General features: G+C 60.9%; 23 protein-coding genes. 14 read left to right on the forward strand and 9 right to left on the reverse strand.

The window, feature by feature from the left end; all coding sequences use genetic code 11:
- Positions 1 to 20: 20 nt before the first annotated feature.
- The 3 genes from rsmB to def form a co-directional block, all read right to left on the reverse strand.
- Positions 21 to 1,331, reverse strand: coding sequence for a 16S rRNA (cytosine(967)-C(5))-methyltransferase RsmB (rsmB, locus tag AC3IT9_RS00075; RefSeq protein ID WP_489271589.1), 1,311 nt, complete (start codon positions 1,329 to 1,331; stop codon positions 21 to 23).
- Positions 1,328 to 2,287 carry a methionyl-tRNA formyltransferase gene (gene fmt, locus AC3IT9_RS00080; protein WP_489271590.1) on the reverse strand — a complete coding sequence of 320 codons (960 nt, stop codon included), beginning with the start codon at positions 2,285 to 2,287 and terminating at the stop codon, positions 1,328 to 1,330. Before fmt ends, rsmB begins: the two co-directional genes overlap by 4 nt.
- A gap of 69 nt (positions 2,288 to 2,356) precedes the next feature.
- Positions 2,357 to 2,863: a peptide deformylase gene (gene def, locus AC3IT9_RS00085; protein WP_008045730.1), complete on the reverse strand. Its 507-nt coding sequence runs from the start codon at positions 2,861 to 2,863 to the stop codon at positions 2,357 to 2,359.
- 184 nt (positions 2,864 to 3,047) lie between these two features.
- On the opposite strand from def, the gene AC3IT9_RS00090 reads away from it, so the two are divergent.
- The 3 genes from AC3IT9_RS00090 (at position 3,048) to tsaC (ending at position 5,673) form a co-directional block, all read left to right on the forward strand.
- A complete protein-coding gene (locus AC3IT9_RS00090; RefSeq protein ID WP_489271592.1) occupies positions 3,048 to 3,872 on the forward strand; it encodes a peptidoglycan-binding protein in 825 nt (274 codons plus the stop codon).
- Positions 3,873 to 3,953: 81 nt separating this feature from the next.
- Positions 3,954 to 5,060: a DNA-processing protein DprA gene (dprA, locus tag AC3IT9_RS00095; protein WP_150753761.1), complete on the forward strand. Its 1,107-nt coding sequence runs from the start codon at positions 3,954 to 3,956 to the stop codon at positions 5,058 to 5,060.
- Between the two features lie 55 nt (positions 5,061 to 5,115).
- On the forward strand, positions 5,116 to 5,673 hold the full coding sequence (gene tsaC, locus AC3IT9_RS00100; protein ID WP_347909892.1) for an L-threonylcarbamoyladenylate synthase type 1 TsaC: 558 nt from the start codon (positions 5,116 to 5,118) through the stop codon (positions 5,671 to 5,673).
- Between the two features lie 98 nt (positions 5,674 to 5,771).
- On the opposite strand, the gene AC3IT9_RS00105 is transcribed toward tsaC, so the two are convergent.
- The gene (locus AC3IT9_RS00105; protein ID WP_150757413.1) at positions 5,772 to 6,749 is read right to left on the reverse strand and encodes an NADPH:quinone reductase; all 978 of its coding nucleotides are present in this window, start codon (positions 6,747 to 6,749) and stop codon (positions 5,772 to 5,774) included.
- A 163-nt stretch (positions 6,750 to 6,912) separates the two neighbouring features.
- Between AC3IT9_RS00105 and hemF the strand changes: the two genes are divergently transcribed.
- Both hemF and aroE read left to right on the forward strand, forming a co-directional pair.
- Complete coding sequence (gene hemF / locus AC3IT9_RS00110; RefSeq protein WP_423502982.1) at positions 6,913 to 7,827, forward strand: oxygen-dependent coproporphyrinogen oxidase; 915 nt, start codon at positions 6,913 to 6,915, stop codon at positions 7,825 to 7,827.
- A gap of 13 nt (positions 7,828 to 7,840) precedes the next feature.
- Positions 7,841 to 8,662 carry a shikimate dehydrogenase gene (aroE, locus tag AC3IT9_RS00115; RefSeq protein WP_489271594.1) on the forward strand — a complete coding sequence of 274 codons (822 nt, stop codon included), beginning with the start codon at positions 7,841 to 7,843 and terminating at the stop codon, positions 8,660 to 8,662.
- A 115-nt stretch (positions 8,663 to 8,777) separates the two neighbouring features.
- Here the strand turns inward: aroE and AC3IT9_RS00120 are convergent, their stop codons facing one another.
- From AC3IT9_RS00120 to betC, 3 genes are all read right to left on the reverse strand, one after another.
- Positions 8,778 to 10,346 (reverse strand): SulP family inorganic anion transporter, encoded by a 1,569-nt coding sequence (locus AC3IT9_RS00120; RefSeq protein ID WP_150728136.1) that lies wholly within the window; start codon positions 10,344 to 10,346, stop codon positions 8,778 to 8,780.
- Positions 10,347 to 10,536: 190 nt separating this feature from the next.
- The gene (choX, locus tag AC3IT9_RS00125; RefSeq protein WP_150728137.1) at positions 10,537 to 11,457 is read right to left on the reverse strand and encodes a choline ABC transporter substrate-binding protein; all 921 of its coding nucleotides are present in this window, start codon (positions 11,455 to 11,457) and stop codon (positions 10,537 to 10,539) included.
- Positions 11,458 to 11,473: 16 nt separating this feature from the next.
- Positions 11,474 to 12,988, reverse strand: coding sequence for a choline-sulfatase (gene betC / locus AC3IT9_RS00130; RefSeq protein WP_489271596.1), 1,515 nt, complete (start codon positions 12,986 to 12,988; stop codon positions 11,474 to 11,476).
- 114 nt (positions 12,989 to 13,102) lie between these two features.
- On the opposite strand from betC, the gene AC3IT9_RS00135 reads away from it, so the two are divergent.
- A complete protein-coding gene (locus tag AC3IT9_RS00135) occupies positions 13,103 to 14,053 on the forward strand; it encodes a choline sulfate utilization transcriptional regulator (protein WP_150728139.1) in 951 nt (316 codons plus the stop codon).
- On the opposite strand, the gene AC3IT9_RS00140 is transcribed toward AC3IT9_RS00135, so the two are convergent.
- A complete protein-coding gene (locus AC3IT9_RS00140; RefSeq protein WP_489271597.1) occupies positions 14,050 to 14,712 on the reverse strand; it encodes an NAD(P)-dependent oxidoreductase in 663 nt (220 codons plus the stop codon). The two genes, AC3IT9_RS00135 and AC3IT9_RS00140, sit on opposite strands and share 4 nt — an antisense overlap.
- 86 nt (positions 14,713 to 14,798) lie before the next feature.
- On the opposite strand from AC3IT9_RS00140, the gene AC3IT9_RS00145 reads away from it, so the two are divergent.
- Positions 14,799 to 15,125, forward strand: coding sequence for a DOPA 4,5-dioxygenase family protein (locus AC3IT9_RS00145; RefSeq protein WP_150753754.1), 327 nt, complete (start codon positions 14,799 to 14,801; stop codon positions 15,123 to 15,125).
- On the opposite strand, the gene AC3IT9_RS00150 is transcribed toward AC3IT9_RS00145, so the two are convergent.
- A complete protein-coding gene (locus AC3IT9_RS00150; RefSeq protein ID WP_489271599.1) occupies positions 15,126 to 15,527 on the reverse strand; it encodes a GFA family protein in 402 nt (133 codons plus the stop codon). It lies immediately after the preceding gene.
- A gap of 437 nt (positions 15,528 to 15,964) precedes the next feature.
- On the opposite strand from AC3IT9_RS00150, the gene AC3IT9_RS00155 reads away from it, so the two are divergent.
- From AC3IT9_RS00155 to AC3IT9_RS00185, 7 genes are all read left to right on the forward strand, one after another.
- Complete coding sequence (locus AC3IT9_RS00155; protein ID WP_489271601.1) at positions 15,965 to 17,272, forward strand: CitMHS family transporter; 1,308 nt, start codon at positions 15,965 to 15,967, stop codon at positions 17,270 to 17,272.
- A gap of 85 nt (positions 17,273 to 17,357) precedes the next feature.
- On the forward strand, positions 17,358 to 18,125 hold the full coding sequence (locus AC3IT9_RS00160; protein ID WP_423502980.1) for a TerC family protein: 768 nt from the start codon (positions 17,358 to 17,360) through the stop codon (positions 18,123 to 18,125).
- 292 nt (positions 18,126 to 18,417) lie between these two features.
- Entirely contained in the window at positions 18,418 to 20,076 is a 1,659-nt protein-coding gene (locus AC3IT9_RS00165) for a Na/Pi cotransporter family protein (protein WP_150728144.1), read from the forward strand.
- Positions 20,077 to 20,131: 55 nt separating this feature from the next.
- Positions 20,132 to 21,508 carry a M16 family metallopeptidase gene (locus AC3IT9_RS00170; protein ID WP_489271603.1) on the forward strand — a complete coding sequence of 459 codons (1,377 nt, stop codon included), beginning with the start codon at positions 20,132 to 20,134 and terminating at the stop codon, positions 21,506 to 21,508.
- Positions 21,509 to 21,736: 228 nt separating this feature from the next.
- Positions 21,737 to 22,765, forward strand: coding sequence for a DUF5924 family protein (locus tag AC3IT9_RS00175; protein ID WP_489271604.1), 1,029 nt, complete (start codon positions 21,737 to 21,739; stop codon positions 22,763 to 22,765).
- A 54-nt stretch (positions 22,766 to 22,819) separates the two neighbouring features.
- Complete coding sequence (locus tag AC3IT9_RS00180; RefSeq protein ID WP_150728147.1) at positions 22,820 to 23,968, forward strand: ABC transporter permease; 1,149 nt, start codon at positions 22,820 to 22,822, stop codon at positions 23,966 to 23,968.
- Positions 23,965 to 24,768, forward strand: coding sequence for an ABC transporter ATP-binding protein (locus AC3IT9_RS00185; RefSeq protein ID WP_489271605.1), 804 nt, complete (start codon positions 23,965 to 23,967; stop codon positions 24,766 to 24,768). Before AC3IT9_RS00180 ends, AC3IT9_RS00185 begins: the two co-directional genes overlap by 4 nt.
- Position 24,769 lies beyond the last annotated feature (1 nt).

Genomic DNA, 24,769 nt, shown 5'->3' on the forward strand with positions numbered 1-24,769 from the left:
AGTCACTCCATTGAATCCATTTAACCGCGCGCGGCGGCGATCTTGATCAGCTTGGCGTAGTAGAAGCCATCGTGGCCACCTTCCTGGGCCAGTAACTGGCGACCATGGGGCTGCTTGATGCCGGCCGCCGTGGCGAGGTCCAGTTCCCGGGCGCCCGGCGTGCGGGCGAGGAAGGCTTCGATGACTTCGGTGTTCTCGGTCGGCAACGTGGAACAAGTGGCGTACAGCAGGATGCCGCCCACTTCCAGGGTTTTCCACATGGCATCGAGCAACTCGCCCTGCAGCAGCGCCAGCGCGGCGATGTCATCGGGTTGGCGGGTCAGCTTGATGTCCGGGTGACGACGAATCACGCCGGTGGCCGAACATGGCGCGTCCAGCAGGATGCGCTGGAACGGCTTGCCGTCCCACCACGCTTGAGTATCGCGGCCGTCGGCGGCAATCAGTTCGGCGCTCAGTTGCAGGCGTTCGAGGTTTTCCCGCACCCGCACCAGCCGCTTGGCCTCAAGGTCTACCGCCACGACACCGGCCAGCTTTGGCTCGGCTTCGAGAATATGGCAGGTCTTGCCACCTGGCGCACAGCAAGCGTCCAGCACCCGTTGGCCCGGCGCGAGGTCGAGCAGATCGGCAGCCAGTTGTGCGGCTTCGTCCTGCACGCTGATCCAGCCCTCGGCGAAACCCGGCAGGCTGCGCACATCGGCGGCGGCGTCGAGCACAATACCGTCGCGGCTGTAGACACACGACGTGGCGGCAATTCCCGCGTCAGTCAGCAAGCCGAGGTAGGCATCCCGGCTGTGATGGCGACGGTTGACCCGCAGGATCATTGGCGGATGCGCATTGTTCGCCGCGCAAATGGCTTCCCATTGCTCCGGCCAGAACGCCTTCAGGGATTTCTGCAGCCAGCGTGGGTGAGCGGTGCGCACCACCGGATCACGTTCCAGCTCGGCGAAAATCGTTTCGCTTTCGCGCTGAGCATTACGCAACACAGCGTTGAGCAATGCCTTGGCCCAGGGTTTTTTCAGCTTGTCGGCGCAACCGACGGTTTCACCAATGGCGGCATGGGCCGGGACGCGGGTGTAGAGCAGCTGATAGAGACCGACCAGCAACAGCGCCTCGACATCGGCGTCGGCGGCCTTGAACGGTTTCTGCAGCAGCTTGGCCGCCAGTGCCGACAAGCGTGGCTGCCAGCGCGCGGTCCCGAACGCCAGGTCCTGGGTAAAGCCGCGATCACGGTCCTCGACCTTGTCCATCTGCGTTGGCAGCGAACTGTTGAGCGAGGCTTTGCCGCTCAGGACAGCGGCAAGTGCCTTGGCGGCGGCCAGACGCGGGTTCATTGAGCGTCCGCCGTTTGACCGAGGACAGTGCCGGTGGCGAATTTCTCACGACGGCTGTTGAACAGGTCGCTGAAGTTCAGCGCCTTGCCGCCGGGCAATTGCAGACGGGTCAGGCACAAGGCCTGCTCGCCGCAGGCGACGATCAGGCCGTCCTTGCTGGCGCTAAGGATTTCACCCGGGGCGCCTTTGCCTTCAGCGAGGTTTGCGGCCAGCACTTTCAGGGCTTCGCCGTTCAAGGTGCTGTGGGTGATCGGCCACGGGTTGAAGGCACGGACCAGACGCTCCAGCTCACCCGCCGGGCGACTCCAGTCGATGCGTGCTTCGTCCTTGTTCAATTTGTGCGCATAGGTAGCGAGGCTGTCGTCCTGCACTTCGCCCTCCAGGGTTCCGGCGGCGAGGCCGGCAATCGCCTGGACCACGGCCGGCGGGCCCATTTCGGCCAGGCGATCATGCAGGCTGCCGCCGGTGTCTTCGGCGCTGATCGGCGTGGTGACCTTGAGCAGCATCGGCCCGGTATCGAGACCGGCTTCCATGCGCATCACGGTCACGCCGCTTTCGGCGTCCCCCGCTTCCACGGCGCGCTGGATCGGCGCCGCACCACGCCAGCGTGGCAGCAGCGAGGCGTGGCTGTTGATGCAACCCAGGCGCGGAATATCCAGCACCACTTGCGGCAGGATCAGGCCATAGGCGACCACCACCATCAAGTCCGGCTTCAGTGCAGCCAGTTCAGCCTGAGCATCTTCGTTGCGCAGGGTCGGCGGTTGCAGCACCGGGATATTGTTTTCCAGCGCCAGCTGCTTGACCGGGCTTGGCATCAGTTTTTGCCCGCGACCGGCCGGACGATCCGGCTGGGTGTAGACCGCGACGATCTCGTAAGGGCTGTCGAGCAGGGCCTTGAGGTGTTCGGCGGCGAATTCGGGGGTGCCGGCAAAGACGATGCGCAGTGGCTCAGTCATGGGTGTTCTCTATTGCAAAGCATCTTGAAAAGAAAAAGGCTTGCCGCAGCAAGCCTTTGAAGATGGGCATCAGGCGTTCTGGCGATGAAGCTTTTCCAGTTTCTTCTTGATGCGGTCGCGTTTGAGCGTGGACAGGTAATCAACGAACAATTTGCCGTTGAGGTGGTCGCATTCGTGCTGGATGCACACGGCGAGCAAATCTTCGGCGATCAGTTCGTAAGGCTGGCCGTCGCGGTCCAGCGCTTTGACCTTGACCCGTTGCGGGCGATCGACGTTTTCGTAGAAACCCGGCACAGACAGGCAGCCTTCTTGATACTGGCCCATCTCGTCGGTCAGCGGTTCGAACTCGGGGTTGATGAACACTCGTGGTTCGCTGCGGTCTTCGGAGAGGTCCATCACGACGATACGTTTGTGCACGTTGACCTGGGTAGCGGCGAGGCCGATGCCAGGCGCTTCATACATTGTTTCAAACATGTCGTCGACCAACTGACGCACTTCGTCGTCCACTACGGCCACTGGTTTGGCGATAGTGCGCAGACGCGGATCAGGGAATTCGAGGATGTTTAAAATGGCCATAAGCTTGATTAGTGCACGTGTGAAGTAAGGTCGGGTCGATGGCCTGGCGGTCCGAAGATGCAGGCTACCGTTGTAAAACGTAGTTCCCTTTTGTTGACAAGCAAGTCTTGATAAGCAAGCAGGGAGTGAGCCTCTGACGGCTCTGGCGTTTCACGCGAATGCACATAATAAAGGGATTCACCGCATGAGGAAATCACTACTCGCCCTGCTGCTCCTGGCTTCGGCCGGTCTGGCGTACGGGCAAGTGCAACTTCGGGAAGATATTCCCACCATAAAGCTGTCGCCTCAGGTGCGTAGCAGCCCGGTGACCGAGGCTATCCCTGGCATTGCGCTGAAATCGATCAACAGCTTTCTACTAAGCAATCGTATCGTCGACAAGGCCGAGGATTTCGACAAAGCGCCTTACATCGTCGCTGGCAATGCCGAACGCGTGCTCAGCGGCGCGGGTGACCGCATCTTTGCCCGCGGCCATTTCGATCCGGCGCAACCGGCGTACGGCATCTTCCGCCAAGGCAAGGTCTACATCGATCCGCAGAGCAAGGAGATTCTTGGGATCAACGCCGACGACATCGGCAGCGGTGAGGTCGTTGCGACCGAAGGCGACGTCGCCACCCTGGAGTTGCAACGCACGACCCAGGAGGTCCGTATCGGCGATCGCTTGTTCAGCGGTGAAGAGCACGTGATCAACTCGAACTTCACGCCCAGTGCACCGAGCCACGATATCAACGGTTTGATCATCGATGTTCCGCGTGGGGTCACGCAGATCGGCGAGTTGGACGTGGTTACGCTGAACAAGGGGCAGCGCGACGGCCTGGCCGAAGGCAATCTGCTGGCGGTGATGAAGACCGGCGAAACCGTGCGTGACCGGATCACCGGTCAGCCTTTGAAAATTCCCGATGAGCGCGCCGGTCTGCTGATGGTTTTCCGTACCTACGACAAACTCAGTTATGGGCTGGTGCTGAGTGCTTCGCGTTCGCTGTCGGTGATGGACAAGGTGCGAAATCCGTAAGACTGCTTCACAAGTTACCAACAGAGTTATCCACAGCTTATTCCCGTTTGTACGGGTGCTTATTACGATCAAGGATGATCCATGTCGCTGCCTACTGTTACACCGGTTTCCCCTGCGGAACTGGACGCTCGTTTACGTCTGCATCGTTTGCCGGAACTCGGCCCGGCGCGTTTCAAGAAATTGCTCGAAGCCTTCGGCTCGGCATCCAAAGCCCTCAGTGCGCCAGCCAGTGCCTGGCGCGCGCTGGGTTTGCCATTGGCCTGTTCCGAGGCCAGGCGTAGCACTGAGATCCGTGACGGCGCCAGTCATGCATTGGCCTGGCTGGAGCATCCGGCCCAGCATTTACTGATGTGGGACCAACCGGACTACCCCGCCCTGCTGGCACAAATCAGCGATGCACCACCGCTGTTATTTGTCGCGGGCGATCCGGGCATTCTGGAAAAACCACAACTGGCGATGGTCGGCAGCCGCCGCGCGTCCCGGCCGGGGATGGACACCGCTGCCGCGTTTTCCCGCAGCCTGGCAGGTGCCGGTTTTGTCATTACCAGCGGTCTGGCCCTGGGCATTGACGCTGCCGCGCACCAGGCCGCGCTCGATGTCGGCGGGCAAACGGTCGGTGTGCTCGGTACGGGGCTCGAGAAGTTTTATCCACAGCGAAACAGACGTCTGGCGGACGCCATGATCGCTACGGGCAGCGCAGTGCTTTCGGAGTTTCCGCTGGATGCAGGGCCCAGCGCCGGCAACTTCCCCCGGCGCAACCGGATCATCAGTGGTTTGTCTCTCGGGGTGCTGGTGGTCGAAGCCAGTGTCGCCAGCGGTTCACTGATCACCGCGAGGCTGGCGGCGGAACAGGGGCGCGAGGTGTTTGCGATGCCCGGGTCGATCCATCACCCCGGCGCCCGCGGCTGTCATCAGTTGATCCGGGACGGTGCGGTGCTGGTGGAAACCATCGAACATATCCTCGAAGCCTTGCGCGGCTGGCAACGACTGCCGTTATCCACAGAAATCTGCACCCCCGCAACGCCCCATCCATTGCTGAAGCTGCTGCATGCCGCGCCTCACACCAGTGAAGCGCTGGCCGACGCAAGCGGCTGGGCCTTGCCGAAAGTGTTGGCGGCGCTGACGGAACTGGAAATGGATGGCCGCGCCGTGTGCGAAAGCGGGCGCTGGTTTGCGCGGGTGAGCTAGGTTTTATAAACAAGATCGGTAAACTGCGCAGAGCCTTAGTCTGGAGTGTTTTTTCATGGTCAACAGTTGGCGTGTGCAACAAGCCGCGCAAGCAATTCGCGCCGGGGCGGTGATTGCCTACCCAACCGAAGCAGTCTGGGGCCTGGGTTGCGACCCGTGGGACGAGGAAGCGGTGGAGCGTCTGCTGCTGATCAAGGGCCGGTCTGTGGACAAGGGGCTGATTCTGGTCGCCGACAACATCCGTCAGTTCGATTTCCTCTTCGAAGACTTCCCCGAGTTGTGGATGGACCGCATGGCCAGCACCTGGCCGGGTCCGAACACCTGGTTGGTGCCGCACCAGAACCTGCTGCCGGAGTGGATTACCGGCGTGCATGAAACCGTGGCGCTGCGGGTCAGCGATCACCCACTGGTGCGGGACTTGTGCGCGCTGGTCGGGCCGTTGGTGTCGACGTCGGCCAACCCGCAGGGGCGCCCGGCGGCGCGTACGCGAATTCGCGTCGAACAGTATTTCCGTGGCCAGGTGGATCTGGTGCTGGGTGGCAATCTGGGCGGGCGCAAGAACCCGAGCGTGATTCGCGATCTGGCGACCGGCAGGGTTGTGCGCCCGGACTGATACCCAGGTGCGCCCATCGCGAGCAGGCTCGCTCCCACATTGGTTCTGTGTCGAACACAAATCCCCTGTGGGAGCGAGCCTGCTCGCGATGGCGTCAGTCAGGGCAACAAAACAACCGAACCTGTGGTGCGCCGAGCCGACAACTCGGTCTGCGCCTTCGCCGCGTCAGCCAGTGGATAACGCTGGCTGATGTCCACGGTCAGCTTGCCGCCGATGATCATCTCGAACAGCTCGTCGGCCATGCGTTGCAGGTTCTCGGCGTTGTTCGCATAAGTGCCCAGGGTTGGCCGGGTCACGTACAGCGAGCCTTTCCCTGCCAGGATCCCCAGGTTCACACCGTCGACCGCGCCGGACGCATTGCCGAAACTCACCACCAGCCCACGCGGCGCGACGCTGTCGAGTGAAGTCAGCCAGGTGTCCTTGCCAACGCCGTCGTACACCACCGGGACTTTTCTGCCGTCGGTCAATTCCAGCACGCGCTGAGCGACGTTTTCGTGGCTGTAGTCGATGGTCGCCCAGGCACCGTTGGCCTTGGCCAGCGCGGCTTTCTCCGCCGAGCTGACGGTGCCGATCAACTTCACGCCCAAGGCCCTGGCCCATTGGCAGGCCAGGGAGCCGACCCCGCCCGCCGCCGCATGGAACAGGATGGTTTCGCCACCCTTGAGTTCATAAGTCTGACGCAGCAGGTACTGCACGGTCAGGCCCTTGAGCATCACGCCGGCGGCCTGTTCGAAGCTGATGGCGTCCGGCAGTTTCACCAGATTGGCCTCGGGCAAGACGTGAACTTCGCTGTAGGCGCCCAGAGGGCCGCTGCCATAGGCCACGCGATCGCCGATCTTGAAGCGGGTCACGTCGCTGCCCACCGCCTCGACCACGCCCGCACCCTCTGAACCGACACCCGACGGCAGGGATGGCGGCGGGTACAGACCGCTGCGGTAATAGGTGTCGATGAAGTTCAGGCCGATGGCCTTGTTGGTCACGCGCACTTCCTTCGGACCTGGCTCGGCGGGTTGGTAATCCACATATTCGAGTACTTCGGGGCCGCCATGGGCGCGGAACTGGATACGCTTTGCCATCAGAACTCTCCATAGGTCGTTTTACCAAGCGCCCTATCGGACTCCTAAGCTTGATCTTCGTCAACTGCGAAGGGGTAACTTGCGATGTTATGCTACGGGCCCATTTGCGCAGGCTGAGCTCCAATGGAGCGCCGCGTTGTTTTGCCCGATTCAAGGTGATGACATGACGACCCGCACCGAGGCCGTAAAAGCCTACCTGCTCGACCTGCAAGACCGTATTTGCGCCGCCCTGGAAGTCGAAGACGGTGGCACGCAATTCGTCGAAGACGCCTGGACCAGGCCGGCCGGCGGTGGCGGTCGCACCCGCGTGATTGAAAACGGCGCGGTGATTGAAAAGGGTGGCGTCAACTTTTCCCACGTCTTTGGCAGCGGTCTCCCGCCCTCCGCCAGCGCTCATCGACCGGAACTGGCGGGCCGTGGCTTTGAAGCCTTGGGCGTGTCGCTGGTGATTCACCCGCACAACCCCCATGTGCCGACTTCCCACGCCAACGTGCGCTTTTTCATCGCTGAAAAAGAAGGTGAAGAACCTGTCTGGTGGTTTGGTGGCGGCTTCGACCTGACCCCGTATTACGGCAACGAAGAAGACTGCATCCACTGGCACCGCGTCGCCGAGCAGGCCTGTGCGCCATTCGGCCCGGATGTTTACCCGCGTTACAAGGCCTGGTGCGATAGCTACTTCCACATCAAGCATCGTCACGAGCCGCGTGGCATCGGCGGGTTGTTTTTTGACGACCTGAACGAGTGGGACTTCGACACCAGCTTCGCCTTCATGCGCGCCATCGGCGACGCGTACATCGACGCCTATCTGCCGATCGTGCAGCGCCGCAAAAACGATGCGTTCACCGCCCAGCAGCGTGAGTTCCAGGAATTCCGCCGTGGCCGCTACGTTGAATTCAATCTGGTCTACGACCGCGGCACGCTGTTCGGCCTGCAATCGGGTGGGCGTACGGAGTCGATCCTGATGTCGCTGCCACCGCAAGTGCGCTGGGGTTACGACTGGAAGGCTACGCCTGGCAGCGAAGAAGCGCGCCTGACCGAGTACTTCCTGCAAGACCGCGATTGGTTGGCCGAAGCCTGAACGAGGAATACTGATGGACCGTTATGTCGTATTCGGTAATCCGATTGGCCACAGCAAGTCGCCGTTGATCCATCGCCTGTTCGCCGAACAGACCGCGCAAAAGCTGGACTACAACACGCTGCTGGCGCCACTCGACGACTTTTCCACCTGTGCCCGGACGTTTTTCCTCGAGGGACGCGGCGCCAATGTAACGGTGCCATTCAAGGAAGAAGCCTATCGGCTGGCGAACAGCCTGACGGCGCGGGCGCAACGGGCGGGAGCGGTGAACACCCTGAGCAAACTGGCCGACGGCAGTCTGCTGGGCGACAACACCGACGGCGCCGGCTTGGTGCGCGACCTGACGGTCAATGCCGGATTCAGCCTCAAGGGCAAACGCATCCTGCTGCTCGGTGCCGGCGGCGCGGTGCGCGGTGCTTTGGAGCCGATGCTGGCCGAGCAACCGGCATCGGTGATCATCGCCAACCGCACGGTGGAAAAGGCCGAGTTGCTGGCGGAACTGTTCTGCGATCTGGGGCCGGTCTCGGCCAGCGGCTACGACTGGTTGCAGGAGTCTGTGGATCTGATTATCAACGCGACGTCGGCAAGCCTGACGGGCGATGTGCCGCCGATTGCGCCCAGCCTGATCGAACCGGGCAAAACGGTGTGCTACGACATGATGTATGGCAAGGAACCGACTTCGTTCTGCCGCTGGGCCAATGAGCACGGCGCGGCGGTGGCGATGGATGGCTTGGGGATGTTGGCGGAGCAGGCGGCGGAAGCGTTTTTCCTGTGGCGCGGTGTACGGCCGGATACGGTGCCGGTATTGGCTGAATTGCGTCGGCAGTTGGCTCTTTAACAGCTTCGTCGGATCGCCGCCCGGAGCAAGCCCGCTCCCACACTGGATCTGTGTCGTGCACAAAACCAATGTGGGAGCGGGCTTGCTCGCGAATGACATCAACACCGATGCCGGATCAGTCTTCAAACCGGATCGGGCACTTCTGCGCCCCTTCCAGCTTCCTCAGCTCTTCCACCACCTGCGGCCGGGCCCGGCGCAAGGTGAGGCTGCGGTCCTGGCGAAGCAGGCGCCGCGCTTCCTGATGCAGCATTTCCACCCCTGAATAGTCGATGAAGTTGATCTGCTGCGCTTCGATCACCACGCGCGCGCCGTGCATGCGTTGCAGGCGCACTTGCAGGTAATGGCTGGCGCCGAAAAAGATCGAGCCGCCCACCCGCAGAATGTCTTCCTCGCCATCTCGCACATGCTGCACCCGTGGTTGCGATGTGCGCTTGAGGTAGAAAAAAAGCGAGGCCAACACGCCGGCATAGATAGCCGTTTGCAACTCCAGCAGCAGCGTGGCGACGCAGGTCAGCGCCATGACCACGAATTCAGCGCGGCTGACCCGCAACAACGCGCGAATGCCGCGATGGTCCACCAGTCCCCAGGCGATCAACAGAATGCTCCCGGCCATGGCCGGAATCGGGATGTGCGCGATCAGGCTCGCGCCGAAGATCGCAAACAGCGCCACCCACAATGCCGAAAAAATCCCGGCGAGTGGCGAACAGGCCCCCGCTTCATAGCTCAGGCCTGAGCGAGTGAAAGAGCCGGCGGACAGCGATCCGGAAAAAAACGCGCCGACGATATTCGACAGGCCTTGGGCACGAACTTCCTGATTCGCGTCGAGTAATTGCTGCGAACGTGCAGAAATCGAGCGGGCAATCGACAGGCTGGTGACCAGCCCGAGCATTCCGACCGCCACCGCGCTGGGCAGCAGGCGCAGAATCAGATCGAGGTCCAGCGGCAACGGACTGAAAGGCGGGAGCTTGCCGGTGAAGGCGCTGACCAGTTGCACATGGCCGAACATTGATGGCCAGAGCCAAACCAGCAAACCGCCGAGAATCAGGGTGATCAAGAGCGTCGGCCAGCGTGGCAACCACAGCTTGAGGATCACGCCCACCACCACCGTCGCCAGCCCCAGCGCCAGCGAAGGTTTGTCCATTTCGCCGAGATGGCGCAACAACGTAATGAAACTGTCCAGCGCGGTGGCCTGGCTGGGCAAGTCCAGCCCAAGCAGGTTAGGCAATTGACCGATGGCAATCACCACGGCGGCACCCAGGGTGAAGCCGAGTACCACGGAGTGCGAGACGAAATTCACCAGTGCGCCAAAGCGCAGCAAACCCAGCAGCCATTGAAAGATGCCGGCAAGAAACGTCAGCAACAGGATCAACATGACGTAGTCCTGCGACGCTGGAACGGCCAGAGGACTGACGCTGGCGTACAGGACAATGGAGATGGCTGCCGTAGGACCGCAGATCAAATGCCACGACGAACCCCAGAGACAAGCGATCAGCACCGGGATGATTGCCGCGTACAGGCCGTATTCCGGAGGTAGGCCGGCAATCAGTGCGTAGGCAATGGATTGCGGCAACGCCAGAATCGCGCCGCTGAGACCAACGATCAGGTCGCGACCTACACTGGCGCGGGTTTGCCGGGGTAGCCAGGTGAGGAAGGGGAAGAGTGAATGGCGGCTTGGCAGGGCCATGGGGCCTCTCGGGTGGGGTTTTACGGAAGAGTATCAGGCCCAGGCAATCATTGTGGCGAGGGGGCTTGCCCCCGTTCGGCTGCACAGCAGCCGCAATTCGAGCAACCTGGTGAGACTGACAGACCGAGATTGCCGAATTGGGAGTGCTGCGCACTCCAGCGGGAGCAAGCTCCCTCGCCACAGGTCATCATCAGAGTTTCGCTTTGACCGCCGGCAAAGCATCCTTGCCATCCACGGTCTTCACCCCATCGAGCCATTTATCCAGCACCGCCGGGTTGGCCTTGATCCACGCCTTGGCCGCGTCGGCATTGCTGACTTTCTTGCTCACCACCTCGGCCATGATGCTGTTCTCCATGTCCTGGGTGAAGCTCAGGTTGGTCAGCAGCTTGCCAACGTTCGGGCAGGCCTGTGCATAACCTTTGCGAGTGAGGGTATGCACACTGCCGGTGTCGCCGAAGTATTTCTCGCCGCCCTTGAGGTAATGCATCTTCAGTTGCACGTTCATCGGGTGCGGGGTCCAGCCGAGGAAGGTCACGAATTTCTGTTTTTTCACCGCTCGGGACACTTCCGCCAGCATTGCCTGCTCGCTGGATTCGACCAGTTTCCACTGGCCCATGTCGAAATCGTTTTTCTTGATGATCTCTTGCAGCGAGATGTTCGCTGGAGCACCGGAGCCGATGCCGTAGATCTTGCGGTCGAACTTGTCGGCGTATTTGTTCAGGTCGGCAAAGTTATGCACACCCGCGTCCCACACGTAGTCCGGAACGGCGAGGGTGAATTCGGTGCCGTCGAGGTTCTTTGCCAATTGCGTGACATCGCCGTTGGCGACGAACTTGTCATAGAAGCCCTGCTGCGCCGGCATCCAGTTACCCAGGAACACATCGACCTGGCCATCCTTGAGCCCGCCAAAGGTGATCGGTACCGCAAGAGTGTCGACCTTGGCCTTGTAGCCCATGCCGTCCAGCAGAAACCCGGTGATGGCATTGGTCGCGGCGATGTCGCTCCAGCCCGGGTCGGCCATTTTCACGGTCTCGCAACTCTGATCGGCAAACGCCGAAGCGCTGCCCAGAGCCAGGAGCCCGACCGTCAGTACTGTGGATAACCTTTGCATGGACTTCCCCTTAACATTATTGGTTTTGGCAGGGTTGTGGATAACGTGCTTTACGTTCCAGATCGTCGAGGTCGATGTGGTTGCGCATGTACTGCTGACTGGCGTCCACCAGCGGCTGGTGATCCCAACTCTTCAGCTTGCCGAGGGTCAGCGCCTCGGCCACGAAACGTCGGCGCCGCTGGCTGGCGAGCACCTGCTGGTGAATCGCCGGGATGTTCCATTTGGTCCGCGCTTCGGCGAGAAAGTCGTCGAAAAGCTGGCGATGTTGCGGAGAATGGCTGAGTTCTTCCAGTTCGCTAGGGTCGTTGTGTACGTCGAAGAGTAGGCAAGGGTCGTCTTCGCTGTAGATGAATTTGTAGGCACCGCGGCGGATCATCATCAACGGGCTGATGGTGCCTTCGGCCATGTATTCGCCGAACACTTCATCGTGGCCACCCTGCCCTTGCAGGTGCGGGACCAGCGAGCGGCCGTCCAGTGGCAAGCCCGGTTCCAGTGAACCGCCGGCCAATTCAACAAACGTTGGTAACAGGTCGGCCGTGGAAACACTGGCGCTGACCCGACCGGCGCCGAACTGCCCCGGTGCGCTGATCAGCAGCGGCACCCGTGCGGCCATTTCGTACCAGTGCATTTTGTACCAGAGGCCACGCTCGCCGAGCATGTCGCCGTGATCACCGGAAAACACGATGATGGTGTCATCGATCAACCCGGTATCCTCGAGGGTTTGCAGGAGTTTGCCGACGTTGCTGTCGATATAGCTGCACGCGCCGAAATAGGCACGGCGGGCATCGCGGATCTTATCCACAGGCAGCGGCTTGTCCCACAGGTCGTAAACCTTGAGCAAACGCTGGGAGTGTGGATCGACGGAAAGCTGATCCGGGGTTGTGGGCAATGGAATGTCGGCGTCGTCGTACAAATCCCAGAAAGCCTTGGGAATCGTGTACGGATCGTGTGGGTGAGTCATGGAAACGGTCAGGCAGAACGGCTGGTTGCCATCCTCACGAATATGGTCGAACAGGTACTGCTGGGCCTTGAACACCACCTCTTCGTCGAAATCCAGCTGATTGGTGCGCACGCACGGGCCGGCTTGCAGCACCGACGACATGTTGTGATACCAGGTCGGGCGCACGTCCGGTTCATCCCAGTTCACCGCCCAGCCGTAGTCGGCCGGGTAAATGTCACTGGTCAGGCGTTCTTCGTAGCCATGTAGCTGGTCTGGCCCGCAGAAATGCATCTTGCCCGACAGGGCGGTGCGGTAGCCGAGGCGGCGCAGGTAGTGGGCGTAGGTCGGTACGTCGGCGGGGAAATCGGCGGCGTTGTCGTAGGCGCCGATCTTGCTCGGCAACTGGCCGCTGACCAGGGTGAAGCGCGATGGCGCGCACAATGGGCTGTTGCAATAAGCGGAGTCGAACACCACGCCTTGTGCGGCGAGGCGGCTGAGATGAGGCAGTTTGATGGGCGATGGGCCGTAGAACGGCAACATTGGCGCGGCCATTTGATCGGCCATGATGAAAAGAATGTTCTTGCGCTTCATGTGATCGCGGCATTCCATAGTGGATGTTTATGCGAGAGTGCTGGCTTCGAGAATGAAACCCCAGCACCTTGCGGTAAAGCCCATGCGGGGCAATGACTAGGATAAGCACAGCTTATGTATGACGCCCTTGGTGACCTGTCACTGGATCTGCTTCGCGCCTTCGAAGCGGCGGCCCGTCAGCGCAGCTTTACCGCGGCGGCGGTTGAGCTGGGCACCACGCAACCGGCCATCAGCCAGCAGATCAAGCGCCTGGAAGAACAACTGGCGACACGCCTGTTCGACCGCATTTATCGTGGAATCGAACTGACTGAGGCTGGGCAGATTCTTTTCGAGCAGGTTCAGCTCGGATTGCAGAATATCGACGCAGGATTGAGCGCAATCAGCGCACAGCAACAGCATGAAGTGCTGCAGGTGGCCACGGACTTTGCCTTCGCCGCCTATTGGTTGATGCCGCGTCTGCACCGCTTTCACGCGGCCAATCCGCAGGTGGATGTCAGCCTGGTCACCAGTGAACGCAGCCATAACATGCTACGTACCGATATCGATGTGGCGGTACTGTTCGGCGACGGCCGCTTCAAGCAGGGTGAGAGCCATTGGCTGTTCAGCGAGGAAGTGTTTCCAGTGTGCAGCCCGCAGTTGTTGAGCGAGCGTCCCCTGCCCTTGCCAGCCCAGGCATTGCTGGAGTTTCCGTTGCTGCACCTGCGTGGGGAACACAGCAGTAACTGGTTCGACTGGAGTGGTGTGTTCCGCGAGCTGGGCATCACTTCGCCCCCGGCGCCCGGGCAGTTGCGTTTCGACAACTACACCCTGCTGATTCAGGCCGCGATTGGCGGTCAGGGCGTGGCCATTGGCTGGCGGCACCTTGTGGATAACTTGCTGGCGCAAGGGTTGTTGTGTCGACCGATCGGCGAAACGGTGATGTCGAGGCTGGGTTACTACGTGGTGCTGCCCCAGCGCAAACGACGCGGAGCATTGATCCAGCAGTTTGTGGATTGGTTGATGGCCGAACAGGCCAGCAGTGCGCAATCGCTTAATGGTCTGACGCTGCCGTCCATTGCGGTTTAGCTGTCGGTGGCGATGAAGTTGACGTGCTCTCGGATGTGCAGGTTCAAGTGCAATTCATCGGCAATGCCCACGGCGGTGCGGGCCAGTCGTACGAGCGGTTCGGCCAACCCCGGCTCGAGATTGCCACCGATCTGGGCAAAATGTTCGATGGTCAGCCCCGGTACCCCGCGCGGTTCATTAACCAGCGTCCACTTCAAAGGACTGCTTTGCAGTGCCTCGCGGATTTCCTCGGCAGCGTGACGTTGCAAGCTGTCCTCGGCTTCCGGATCGTCCAGCACGTCGAAATCACCCACCAGAAACAATCGGGCGATGTTTGCTGCCTGCATGCCATCGATCAGCGCATCCACTGCCAGCACCTGTTCGACCGGGCCCGGTACGATGGTTTTTTCCACGTGTTCGCTGTTGAACGGTAAGCCTGGAGCGTCCAGTAAGCAGATGACCACGGAACTGCCAGCCACACTCTGCTTGACCCGTTGCGCGTCGAACAGGTCGCCAGTCTTGGTACGCAGCCCCGGACGGGGTGTCAGCGCATTGAGGTCATCGAGAATCGCGATCACTTCATGCTGGCGCCGCAGCATTTCAGCCATCAGCGCACTGCCCAGGCTGCTCATGGCACCATAAAGCACCACTTTCACGACGGGGGTTTCGGCATTTTTCATGGCTGGGCTTCCCGTTTTCCAGCGCCTATATGATGTTTGACCCGCAGGAACCGGCGAGGGTTCGAACAGTTTTCAGAGGGGTTCAGATGCAGCAGATCACGGGTTACCACGCCCACGTTTATTTCGATGCCAGCACGATCGGGCAGGCGCGGGCCTTGTGTGAACAGGCGGCGCAGTTGTTTCCACTGAAAATGGGCCGCGTGCATGAGCGCCCGGTCGGTCCGCACCCGGACTGGAGCTGCCAGTTGGCGTTCGAGCCGCAGGTGCTGGGCGACGTGCTGCCGTGGCTGGCGCTGAACCGCAAGGGTCTGGTGGTGTTTCTGCACCCGGACACCGGAGACGATTTGCTTGACCACACCGAGCACGCGATCTGGATGGGCGCTATTCGTCCGCTGGACCTGACTGTTTTTTGATCAGAGTATTTCTTCGGCCTCGCCCGGCAAATGTTCGTCCAGGTGCAGCCATGGCAAGCGGCTGTCGATCCAGATGTGCCGCTCGGCTGGTGCTTGCTCGGGATAGTCGAGGGTGGCGATGGTCAGGTCGATGCTTTCCGGGCTCAGCTGCGTCACCAGCACCAGTTGCGCCCCACAGTGGCCGCAGAAATATCGCGCGCAGGTCGATGAAGAATCGTACCGCGACGGCGTCCCGGCCAGCCATTGAAAGGCCGATGCCGGCACGGTGATCCAGGTGGTCACGATGCCGCCGCTGACCCGCCGGCAAATCGAGCAATGGCAGTGGGCAATATCGTGCAGCGGCCCGCTGAATTGATAGCGCAGTTGCCCGCAGTGGCAGCCGCCGGTGTGAAGTTCGCCCATGCTGTTTCCTCCTGATGCGCTTTGACTGACGCCTTCGCGAGCAGGCTCGCTCCCACATCAGGTCCGCGCCATGCCAGCGTCTGTGGTAACCGAAGATCCACTGTGGGAGCGAGCCTGCTCGCGAAGGCCCCAACCCGGTTTACCATCCCTGCCCCTATCCGACGATCGGTTGCACATCCGGTCCTTGCTTTCATTGGCGAAAGCTGGCTGAAAGCTTCCCCGATTAGGATCGCCCCCACTGCCGGCAATAGACCGGTTGGCCAATGCCAGCGTTTTATCGCTCGCACAGCCCATTTAACAACAACAATGGTGATTCTGATGTCCTCTTCTACCCGCCGCTTCGCTGTCACTCCGCCCGTACGTCTCGTGCTTCCCGTTCTGCGCTGATCCCGCCCGATCCGCCCATTCCCTAGCCGCGCTACGCCTGGAGTATTCCCATGCTGACTTTCCTTGGCTTCGCCATGGTCATCACGTTCATGTTCCTGATCATGACCAAGCGCCTGTCCGCGCTGATCGCCCTGATCCTCATTCCAATCATCTTCGCCCTGTTCGGTGGTTTTTCGCCGAAGATCGGCCCGATGATGCTCGAAGGTATCACCAAACTTGCGCCAACCGGCGTGATGCTGATGTTCGCTATCTTGTACTTCGCCCTGATGATCGACTCCGGCCTGTTCGACCCGGCCGTGCGCAAGATCCTCAAACTGGTCAAGGGCGACCCGCTGAAAGTTTCGGTCGGCACCGCCGTTCTGGCGCTCGTTGTCTCCCTCGATGGTGACGGCGCGACCACTTACATGATCTGCGTGGCCGCCATGCTGCCGCTCTACAGCCGTATCGGCATGAGCCCGCGGATCATGGCCGGCCTGATTATCCTCGCCGGTGGCGTGATGAACATGACCCCGTGGGGCGGCCCGACCGCTCGTGCGGCCAGTGCGCTGCATGTGGATCCGTCCGACATCTTCGTACCGATGATTCCCGCGATGCTGGCCGGCGTGGTGGCGATCCTGGTCATTGCCTACTTCTACGGCAAGCGTGAACGTGCACGCCTGGGTGAACTGCACCTGGTGGGTGATGAAATCGACCACAGTGAAATCAGCGTTTCGCAGTTCCCGGATGCCCGTCGTCCGAAGCTGATCTGGTTCAATGGCGCCCTGACCCTGGCCCTGATGTGCACCCTGATCGCCGGCCTGCTGCCATTGCCGGTGCTGTTCATGGTGGCATTCAGTATCGCCATGATCGTCAACTATCCTTGCCTGCAACAGCAGAAGGATCGTGTCGCGGCTCACGCCGGTAGCGTGCTGGCGGTGGTCGGGTTGATCTTTGCGGCCGGTATCTTCACCGGTATCCTGACCGGCACCGGGATGGTCGACGCCATGTCGAAAAGCCTGTTGGCGGTGATTCCGGATTTCCTCGGCCCGTATCTGGCGGTGATCACGGCACTGGTAAGCATGCCGTTCACTTTCTTCATGTCGAACGATGCATTTTATTACGGCGTGTTACCGGTACTTGCCGAAGCCGCCAGCCATTACGGTATAACCGCAGTGGAAATGGCACGTGCCTCGATCGTCGGTCAGCCCGTCCACCTGTTGAGCCCGCTGGTTCCATCGACCTACCTGTTGGTGGCCCTGGCCGGTATCGACTTCGGTGACCACCAGCGCTTCACTCTCAAGTGGGCAGTGCTGGTTTGTATCTGCATACTGATTGCTGCGCTGCTGTTGGGGACTTTCCCGGTGTTCAGCACTCTATAAGCCCAAGACTCACCACTTCGGGTCCAGGCTTCGCTGTTTGAAGCCCGGACCCGTTGTGGTTTAACAATCGCTCAAAGGAATACACATGGAATGGCTGACCAACCCTGAAATCTGGGTTGCCTTCTTCACCCTGACCGCCCTGGAAATCGTCCTGGGCATCGATAACATCATCATGATTTCGATCCTGGTCAGCCGCATGCCCAAACACATGCAGGCGCGCACCCGGATTTTCGGTCTGGCGCTGGCCATGATCACGCGAATCCTGCTTCTGCTGTCGATCACCTGGGTCATGCGCCTGACGACGGACCTGTTCGTAGTATTCGGCCAGGGTATTTCCGGGCGAGACCTGATCCTGTTCTTCGGTGGTCTGTTCCTGTTGTGGAAAAGCTCGCAAGAGATGTACCACGCACTGGAAGGTGAAGACGAAAGCCACGACGAGCCTTCGGGCAAGGGCGGCAACTTCCTCTACACCATCATCCAGATCGCGATCATTGACATCGTGTTCTCCCTGGACTCGGTAATCACTGCGGTCGGCATGGTGTCCCACGTACCGGTCATGGTCGCGGCAATCATCGTGGCCGTGCTGGTGATGATGTGGGCATCGGGCACCATCAGTGAGTTCATCGACAAGCACCCATCGCTGAAGATGCTGGCGTTGTCGTTCCTGCTGTTGGTCGGTACCGTACTGATTGCCGAATCCCTGGACGTGCACGTGCCAAAAGGCTACGTCTACTTCGCCATGGCGTTCTCGCTGGCTGTGGAAGCGATCAACATCAAGATGCGCACCGCCATTGCGAAAAAGAGGAAGCAGCAGGATCCGGTAAAGCTGCGCAAGGACATTCCGGGCCAGTAACCCGAAAGCGCTAAATACGCAAAACCTGTGGGAGCGAGCCTGCTCGCGATGGCGGTCTGTCAATCAACATCAAAGTTGAATCTGATGGCCTCATCGCGAGCAGGCTCGCTCCCACATTGTTTTGTGTGGCTGGAAGGCCAATGTTTCATGACAGTTTTGTTTCAATCCCTTCTTTGGCTATGCGATGCTGGCGCACAGACCGTTAGCCAACTACAGCTTAAGTACAGAACGTAGAACGTCGCGCGGTACCGTCAACTTGCTCCTTTGGGGCGCTACACCACAGGGGGTCTTTATGCTCACCCTGCTCAATTTACTTTCTGCCGTGGCCCTGCTGATCTGGGGCACGCACATCGTCCGAACCGGCATCCTGCGGGTCTACGGCACCAATCTGCGCCATGTCATTGGCCACAACATGTCCAAACGCTGGCTGGCTTTCGCCTCCGGGATCGCCGTGACAGCGATGGTCCAGAGCAGCAACGCCACCGCCATGCTCGTCACCTCCTTTGTCGGCCAGGGCCTGATGACGCTGACCCCGGCGCTGGCCACCATGCTTGGCGCGGACGTCGGTACGGCGCTGATGGCGCGGGTGCTGACGTTCGATCTGTCGTGGCTGTCGCCGTTGCTGATTTTTGTCGGGGTGATTTTCTTTCTGTCGCGCAAGCAGACCCGACTCGGGCAGATGGGTCGTGTCGCCATTGGCTTGGGGCTGATCATTCTGGCGCTGCAACTGATTGTTGAAGCGGCGCATCCGATTACCCAGGCCAAAGGGGTGAAGGTGATTTTCGCCTCGCTCACCGGCGACATCCTGCTCGACGCCCTGGTCGGCGCGCTGTTCGCGATGATTTCCTATTCCAGCCTGGCCGCTGTGCTGCTGACCGCGACCCTGGCGGGTGCCAACGTGATCAGTCTGCCGGTGGCCATCGGGCTGGTGATCGGCGCCAATATCGGCAGCGGCGTACTCGCCTTCCTCAGCACCAGTATGCAGAACGCCGCCGGGCGCCAAGTGGCGCTTGGCAGCCTGCTGTACAAACTGATTGGTCTTTTATTGATCATTCCGGTGCTCGATCCGCTGGTGCACTGGCTCGATGGCCTGGATTTCAGCCCTCAGGAAATGGTCATTGGTTTTCATCTGCTCTACAACACCGTGCGCTGCCTGATCCTGCTGCCCAGCCTCGAACCGATGGCGAGGTTTTGTGCCTGGGTGCTGCCGGAGCGCCAGCAGGCCAACGGCACGGCCAAGCCCCGGCATCTTGACCCCACGGCATTGGTCACGCCCGGTTTGGCGCTGGCCAACGCGGCCCGGGAAACCCTGCGCATGGGCGACCTGATCGACAACATGCTCGAAGCCATGCTCGACGTGTTGCGCGGCAAACAGACCGCCGTCACCCAGGAAATCCGCCGCCTGACCGACGATGTGGAAGCGCTCTACAGTGCGATCAAGTTGTATCTGGCGCAAATGCCCCGGGAAGATCTCAGCGATCAGGACAGCCGGCGCTGGGCGGAAATCATCGAACTGGCGATCAACCTGAAACTCGCCAGCGACTTGATCGAACGCATGCTGCGCAAGATTCAGCAGCAGAAAACCTCGCAGCGCCGGTCGTTTTCCGAAGTCGGGCTGGACGAATTGACCGGGCTGCATGCGCAGTTGATTTCCAGCCTGCGGCTCGGGATGTCTGTGTTTCTCAGCGGAGACCCGGAAAGTGCCCGCCAGCTGGTGCGTGAAAAACGTCGTTTCCGCGCACAGGAACGGCGTCTGGCCCATGCTCATGTCAGCCGCTTGCAACGTAAAATCGTGCAAAGTATCGAAACCAGTTCGTTGCACCTGGAGCTGATCGCCGACATGAAGCGTCTCAATTCGCTGTTTTGCAGCAGTGCCTACGTGGTGCTGGAAACATCGGACACCGGTGCGCTGGTGGTCGACGATTTGAGCGACATCACACATTCACCCTGAACGTCCACGGTTACCTGAAGTCTGTTGAACTTAGCTAGCCGTACGGAAGCTTGTTATGCGTTGTCTGTTGTTCGCCTGCCTGTTGCTTGGTTCATTCCCGTCATTCGCCCTGGATCGCTTCCAGGTCGAGGGCTATACCCTGCGCAACGGTTTGCAGTTGCTGCTCAAGCCCGGCACTGACCGCGGGCATGTGGCGATCCGGCTGGTGGTCGGCGTTGGCCTGGACGATTTCAAGTGCGAAGAAAAGGAGCTGCCGCATCTGCTGGAACACCTGTTGTTCAGCGGAATCGATGCCAGCGGCGAAGGCGGTCTGGAAGAAAGCATGCAGGCCCTGGGCGGTGAGTGGAACGCGTTCACCAGTAATGCCGATACGACCTTCGTCATCGAAGCCCCGGCGAAAAACCAGCGCAAGGTGCTCGACCTGTTGCTGGCGCTGCTGACCCAGACCCGCTTCGATGACAACGCCATAAACGCCGCCAAGCAAGTGGTCGAGCGAGAAGACGGCGGCCACTATTCGCACCTGCAGCGCTGGCTCGATCGTCAGGACCTGGGCCACACGGCCAGCAAACAACTGGCCGTGGAGCTGGGCCTCAAATGCCCGGAGCGTGCGCAAGTCGATGACCTGACCCGTGAACAACTGGAGCAGGTGCGCAAGGACTGGTACGCGCCGAACAACATGACCCTGATCGTGGTCGGCGATCTCGACAAGTTGCTGCCGGCTTATCTGGAGCGGGCGTATGGCGCGCTGGAAGCGATTACGCCTGGCGAGCATCCGCCGCTGCCGCAAATCCAGACCAGCGCCGCCCATGAGCGCACCTTGACCCACGGTCTGGTCGGCAACGGCGCCAAGTTGCACTGGCTGGTGCCGGAGCCGGTACTGGAGGACCAGCACGACGAAACCTTCGATTTGCTCAAGGACTATCTGGATTGGGCGCTCTATCGCCAGTTACGCCTGGCTCACGGTTTGTCCTACGGCCCGTGGGCGGAACGCGAGGTGTTTGGCGGCGTGGGTTTCATGAGCCTCAATGCCGACCTGGAACGCGACGACGTGCTCGATGCCGAGCACGTGCTCGATGACTTGAAGGCCGGCCTGCTCAAGGACGGCCTCAATGCCGGCACCTTCAACCGCCTCAAGCAGGCCGCGATCGCCCGCCAGGCCTGGGCCGTACAAGGCAACAGCGCGTTGGCCGACTACTACTGGAGCGCCATCGGCAACTACGAAGATGGCCACTTCGCCAACCCGGCCCGGGAGTTGCAAGGGGTGACGCTGGAAGAAGCGAACAAGGCCGTGCGTGAATTGCTCCTGCAACCAGGGTATTTGCGGATCGAGAAGCCGTTGTTCAGTTATGACCAAGTGATGTGGCTGGTGGTCGGTGGGGTGGGCTTGATCGTGTTGATGCTGGTGGGCTGGCGTTTGCATCGCAGGAAGTAACCATTCCATGTGACAGCGGACTGAGAGGCCTTGCCGGTTCCCTGTGGGAGCGAGCTTGCTCGCGATAGCGGATTGTAAGTCGACAAAAATGTTGGATGTGCCGGCCTCATCGCGAGCAGGCTCGCTCCCACAGGTTGCGTGGTGTAACTGACCGTGAACCCTCGCCACAGGGCCGCACCAGCGGTACCCTGTCGAGGTTTTTTCCTACGACGACTGTGAAACCGCCGAATGCAAAATCTGCCCCTTTTCCTACAGCGCATCCTCGAATTGATGAAGCGCTACCCTGGGGTCATTGCGCTCTGTGGTTTCATCTCCGGGGTGGGCAGTTTCATTCTGGTCGATCGCCAGCAAGGCCTGGCGAGCTGGATCACCACCATCATGCTGATCAGCTGGATCTGGCTGATGCTGGAAAACAGCCTGACCAAGCTGTTCACGCGCATTTTCAAGCGCGAAATACCGGAACCCTTGCTGCGTTACGCGACGCAGATGATCCATCAGGAAAGCCTGTTCTTTGTCCTGCCGTTCTTCTTCATCACCACGACGTGGAACAGCGGCCAGTTGTTTTTCACCGGGCTGCTGGGCGTCGCGGCGCTGATATCGATCATCGACCCGCTCTACTACAAGTGGCTGGCTCCACGGCGCTGGGCGTTTCTGGCCCTGCACACCCTGACCCTGTTCGCCGCGCTGCTCACCGCCTTGCCGGTGATCATGCACCTGACCACCGCGCAAAGTTTCAAATGGGCACTGGGTATCTCGGTGCTGCTGTCGTTCCCGAGCCTGGCATCGATCTTCCCGATTCGTACCCTGCGCAATGCACTGGCGATCTTGAGTATCACCCTGGGCATCGGCGCCGTTGGTTGGGCGCTGCGCTCGTGGGTGCCGCCGGCGACGCTGTGGATGACTGACGTGGCCATCAGCACGCAGATGCAGGACCGCACGCCTGGCATCAGCCTCGACGAAGTCAGCGCCGAGCAGATTCGCAGTGGCGGGCTCTATGCGTACACCGCGATCAACGCCCCGCGTGGCCTGGACGAGCGGATTTATCACGTCTGGAAATTCAACGGTAAAGAGGTCGACCGCATCCCCCTGGATATTCGTGGTGGGCGCAAGGAAGGTTACCGGGCCTGGACCCACAAGCAGAACTTCCCGGGCAACCCGGCCGGCAAATGGCAGGTTCGGGTGCTGACCGAAGATGGCCAGGTCATCGGCGTGCTGCGCTTCAAAGTCACGGACAGCACAGCGATCAAAGAAAAGTAGTCCGGTTCGTGCTATTACGTAGAGCTGCGTAATCACTGAACAAGCACGGAGCTTATGATCAGCAGCACAATGGCCGGCAATGCCCGATTGGACACGTCGATTACCCCTGCGCGGTTGCGGGTGACGGGCGACTGGACGCTTGCCCATTACGCTGACCTCAAGCTGTTGAGCGAAAAACTCCACGGCCAGTACGACGCCAACACCCCCATCGACCTCAATGGTCTCGGTGCCCTCGACACCGCCGGCGCCTCGCTGTTGGTCGAGCTGCTCGGCTCCGAGCGCCTCGGCCGCTCCGCCGAACATCCTGATTGCACACTCTCCGCTGCCGACCGCGCGTTGCTGCAAACCGTCTACTGCTCGTTGACCGATTTCTGCGTACCGATCAAGGAACCGGAAGTCAGCGTTTCCATTCAGTTGCTGACCCGCATTGGCCGCGCGGTGGACGCCGTCTGGCAGGACACCCTGCAACTGCTGGGTTTCGTCGGCCTGATCATCGAAACCATCGCCCGTGGCCTGTTCCGTCCCAAGCGCTGGCGCGTCACGCCGATGATCGCCCACATCGAACAGACCGGTCTCGACGCCGCCCCCATCGTTGCATTGCTGACTTTTCTGGTGGGCGCCGTCGTGGCGTTCCTGGGGTCGACGGTGCTGGCCACTTTCGGCGCCACCGTCTTCACCGTGGACCTGGTGGGGTTTGCCTTCCTGCGCGAATTCGGTGTGTTGCTGACCGCGATCCTGATGGCCGGGCGCACCGCCAGTGCGTTCACGGCGCAAATCGGTTCGATGAAGGCCAACGAGGAAATCGACGCCATACGCACCCTGGGCCTCGATCCCGTGGAGTTGCTGGTGGTGCCGCGGGTCCTGGCGTTGCTGATCGCCCTGCCGATGCTGACCTTCCTGGCGATGCTGTCGGGGATTATCGGCGGTGCCGTGGTCTGCGCGGTGGCGCTGGATATCTCGCCGGCGATGTTCCTGTCGCTGCTGCAAACGGACATCGGCGTTCAGCACTTCCTGGTGGGGATCGTCAAAGCGCCGGTGTTCGCCTTCCTCATCGCCGCCATCGGTTGCCTGGAAGGCTTCAAGGTCAGTGGCAGCGCTGAGTCTGTGGGCGCGCACACCACGTCGAGTGTGGTGCAGTCGATTTTCGTGGTGATCGTGATGGATGCGATCGCCGCGATGTTTTTCATGGAGATGGGTTGGTGAGTCGTGTACCCCGAGCGCCCTCCGAGGCGGTGATTGAAGTCCGTGGGCTGTGCAACCGCTTTGGCCGCCAGAGTGTGCACGAGAACCTCGACCTGGACTTGTACAAAGGTGAGATCCTCGCCGTGGTCGGCGGCTCCGGCAGCGGCAAGTCGGTGCTGTTGCGCAGCATTGTCGGGTTGCGCCAGCCCAGTGAAGGCGTGGTGAAAGTCTTCGGGAAAAACCTGCCGACCTTGTCCGAACACGAGCGTTCGCTGGTGGAGCGGCGATTCGGCGTGCTGTTCCAGAAGGGCGCGCTGTTCTCTTCGCTGACCGTGACCGAGAACGTCGCCCTGCCGCTGATCGAACACGCCGGCTTGAGCCGCAACGACGCCGAGCACCTGGCGGCGGTGAAAATGGCCCTGGCCGGGTTGCCGCTGTCGGCGGCGGAGAAATACCCCTCGTCGCTGTCCGGCGGCATGATCAAGCGTGCCGCGCTGGCCCGGGCGTTGGCGCTGGACCCGGACATCCTGTTTCTCGACGAGCCCACCGCCGGTCTCGACCCGATCGGCGCCGCCGCGTTCGACCAATTGATCCTGACTCTGCGCGATGCCCTGGGCCTGAGTGTCTTTCTGGTGACCCACGACCTCGACACGCTCTACACCATCACTGACCGGGTGGCGGTGCTGGCGCAGAAAAAAGTGCTGGTGGCGGACGCCATCGACAAGGTCTCGGAAACCGACGACCCGTGGATTCACGAATACTTCCATGGCCCTCGCGGCCGCGCGGCATTGACGGCCGCCCAACAGCTCAACGAGGTCTGAC

The organism is Pseudomonas sp. KH_046_1 (genome assembly GCF_057839025.1).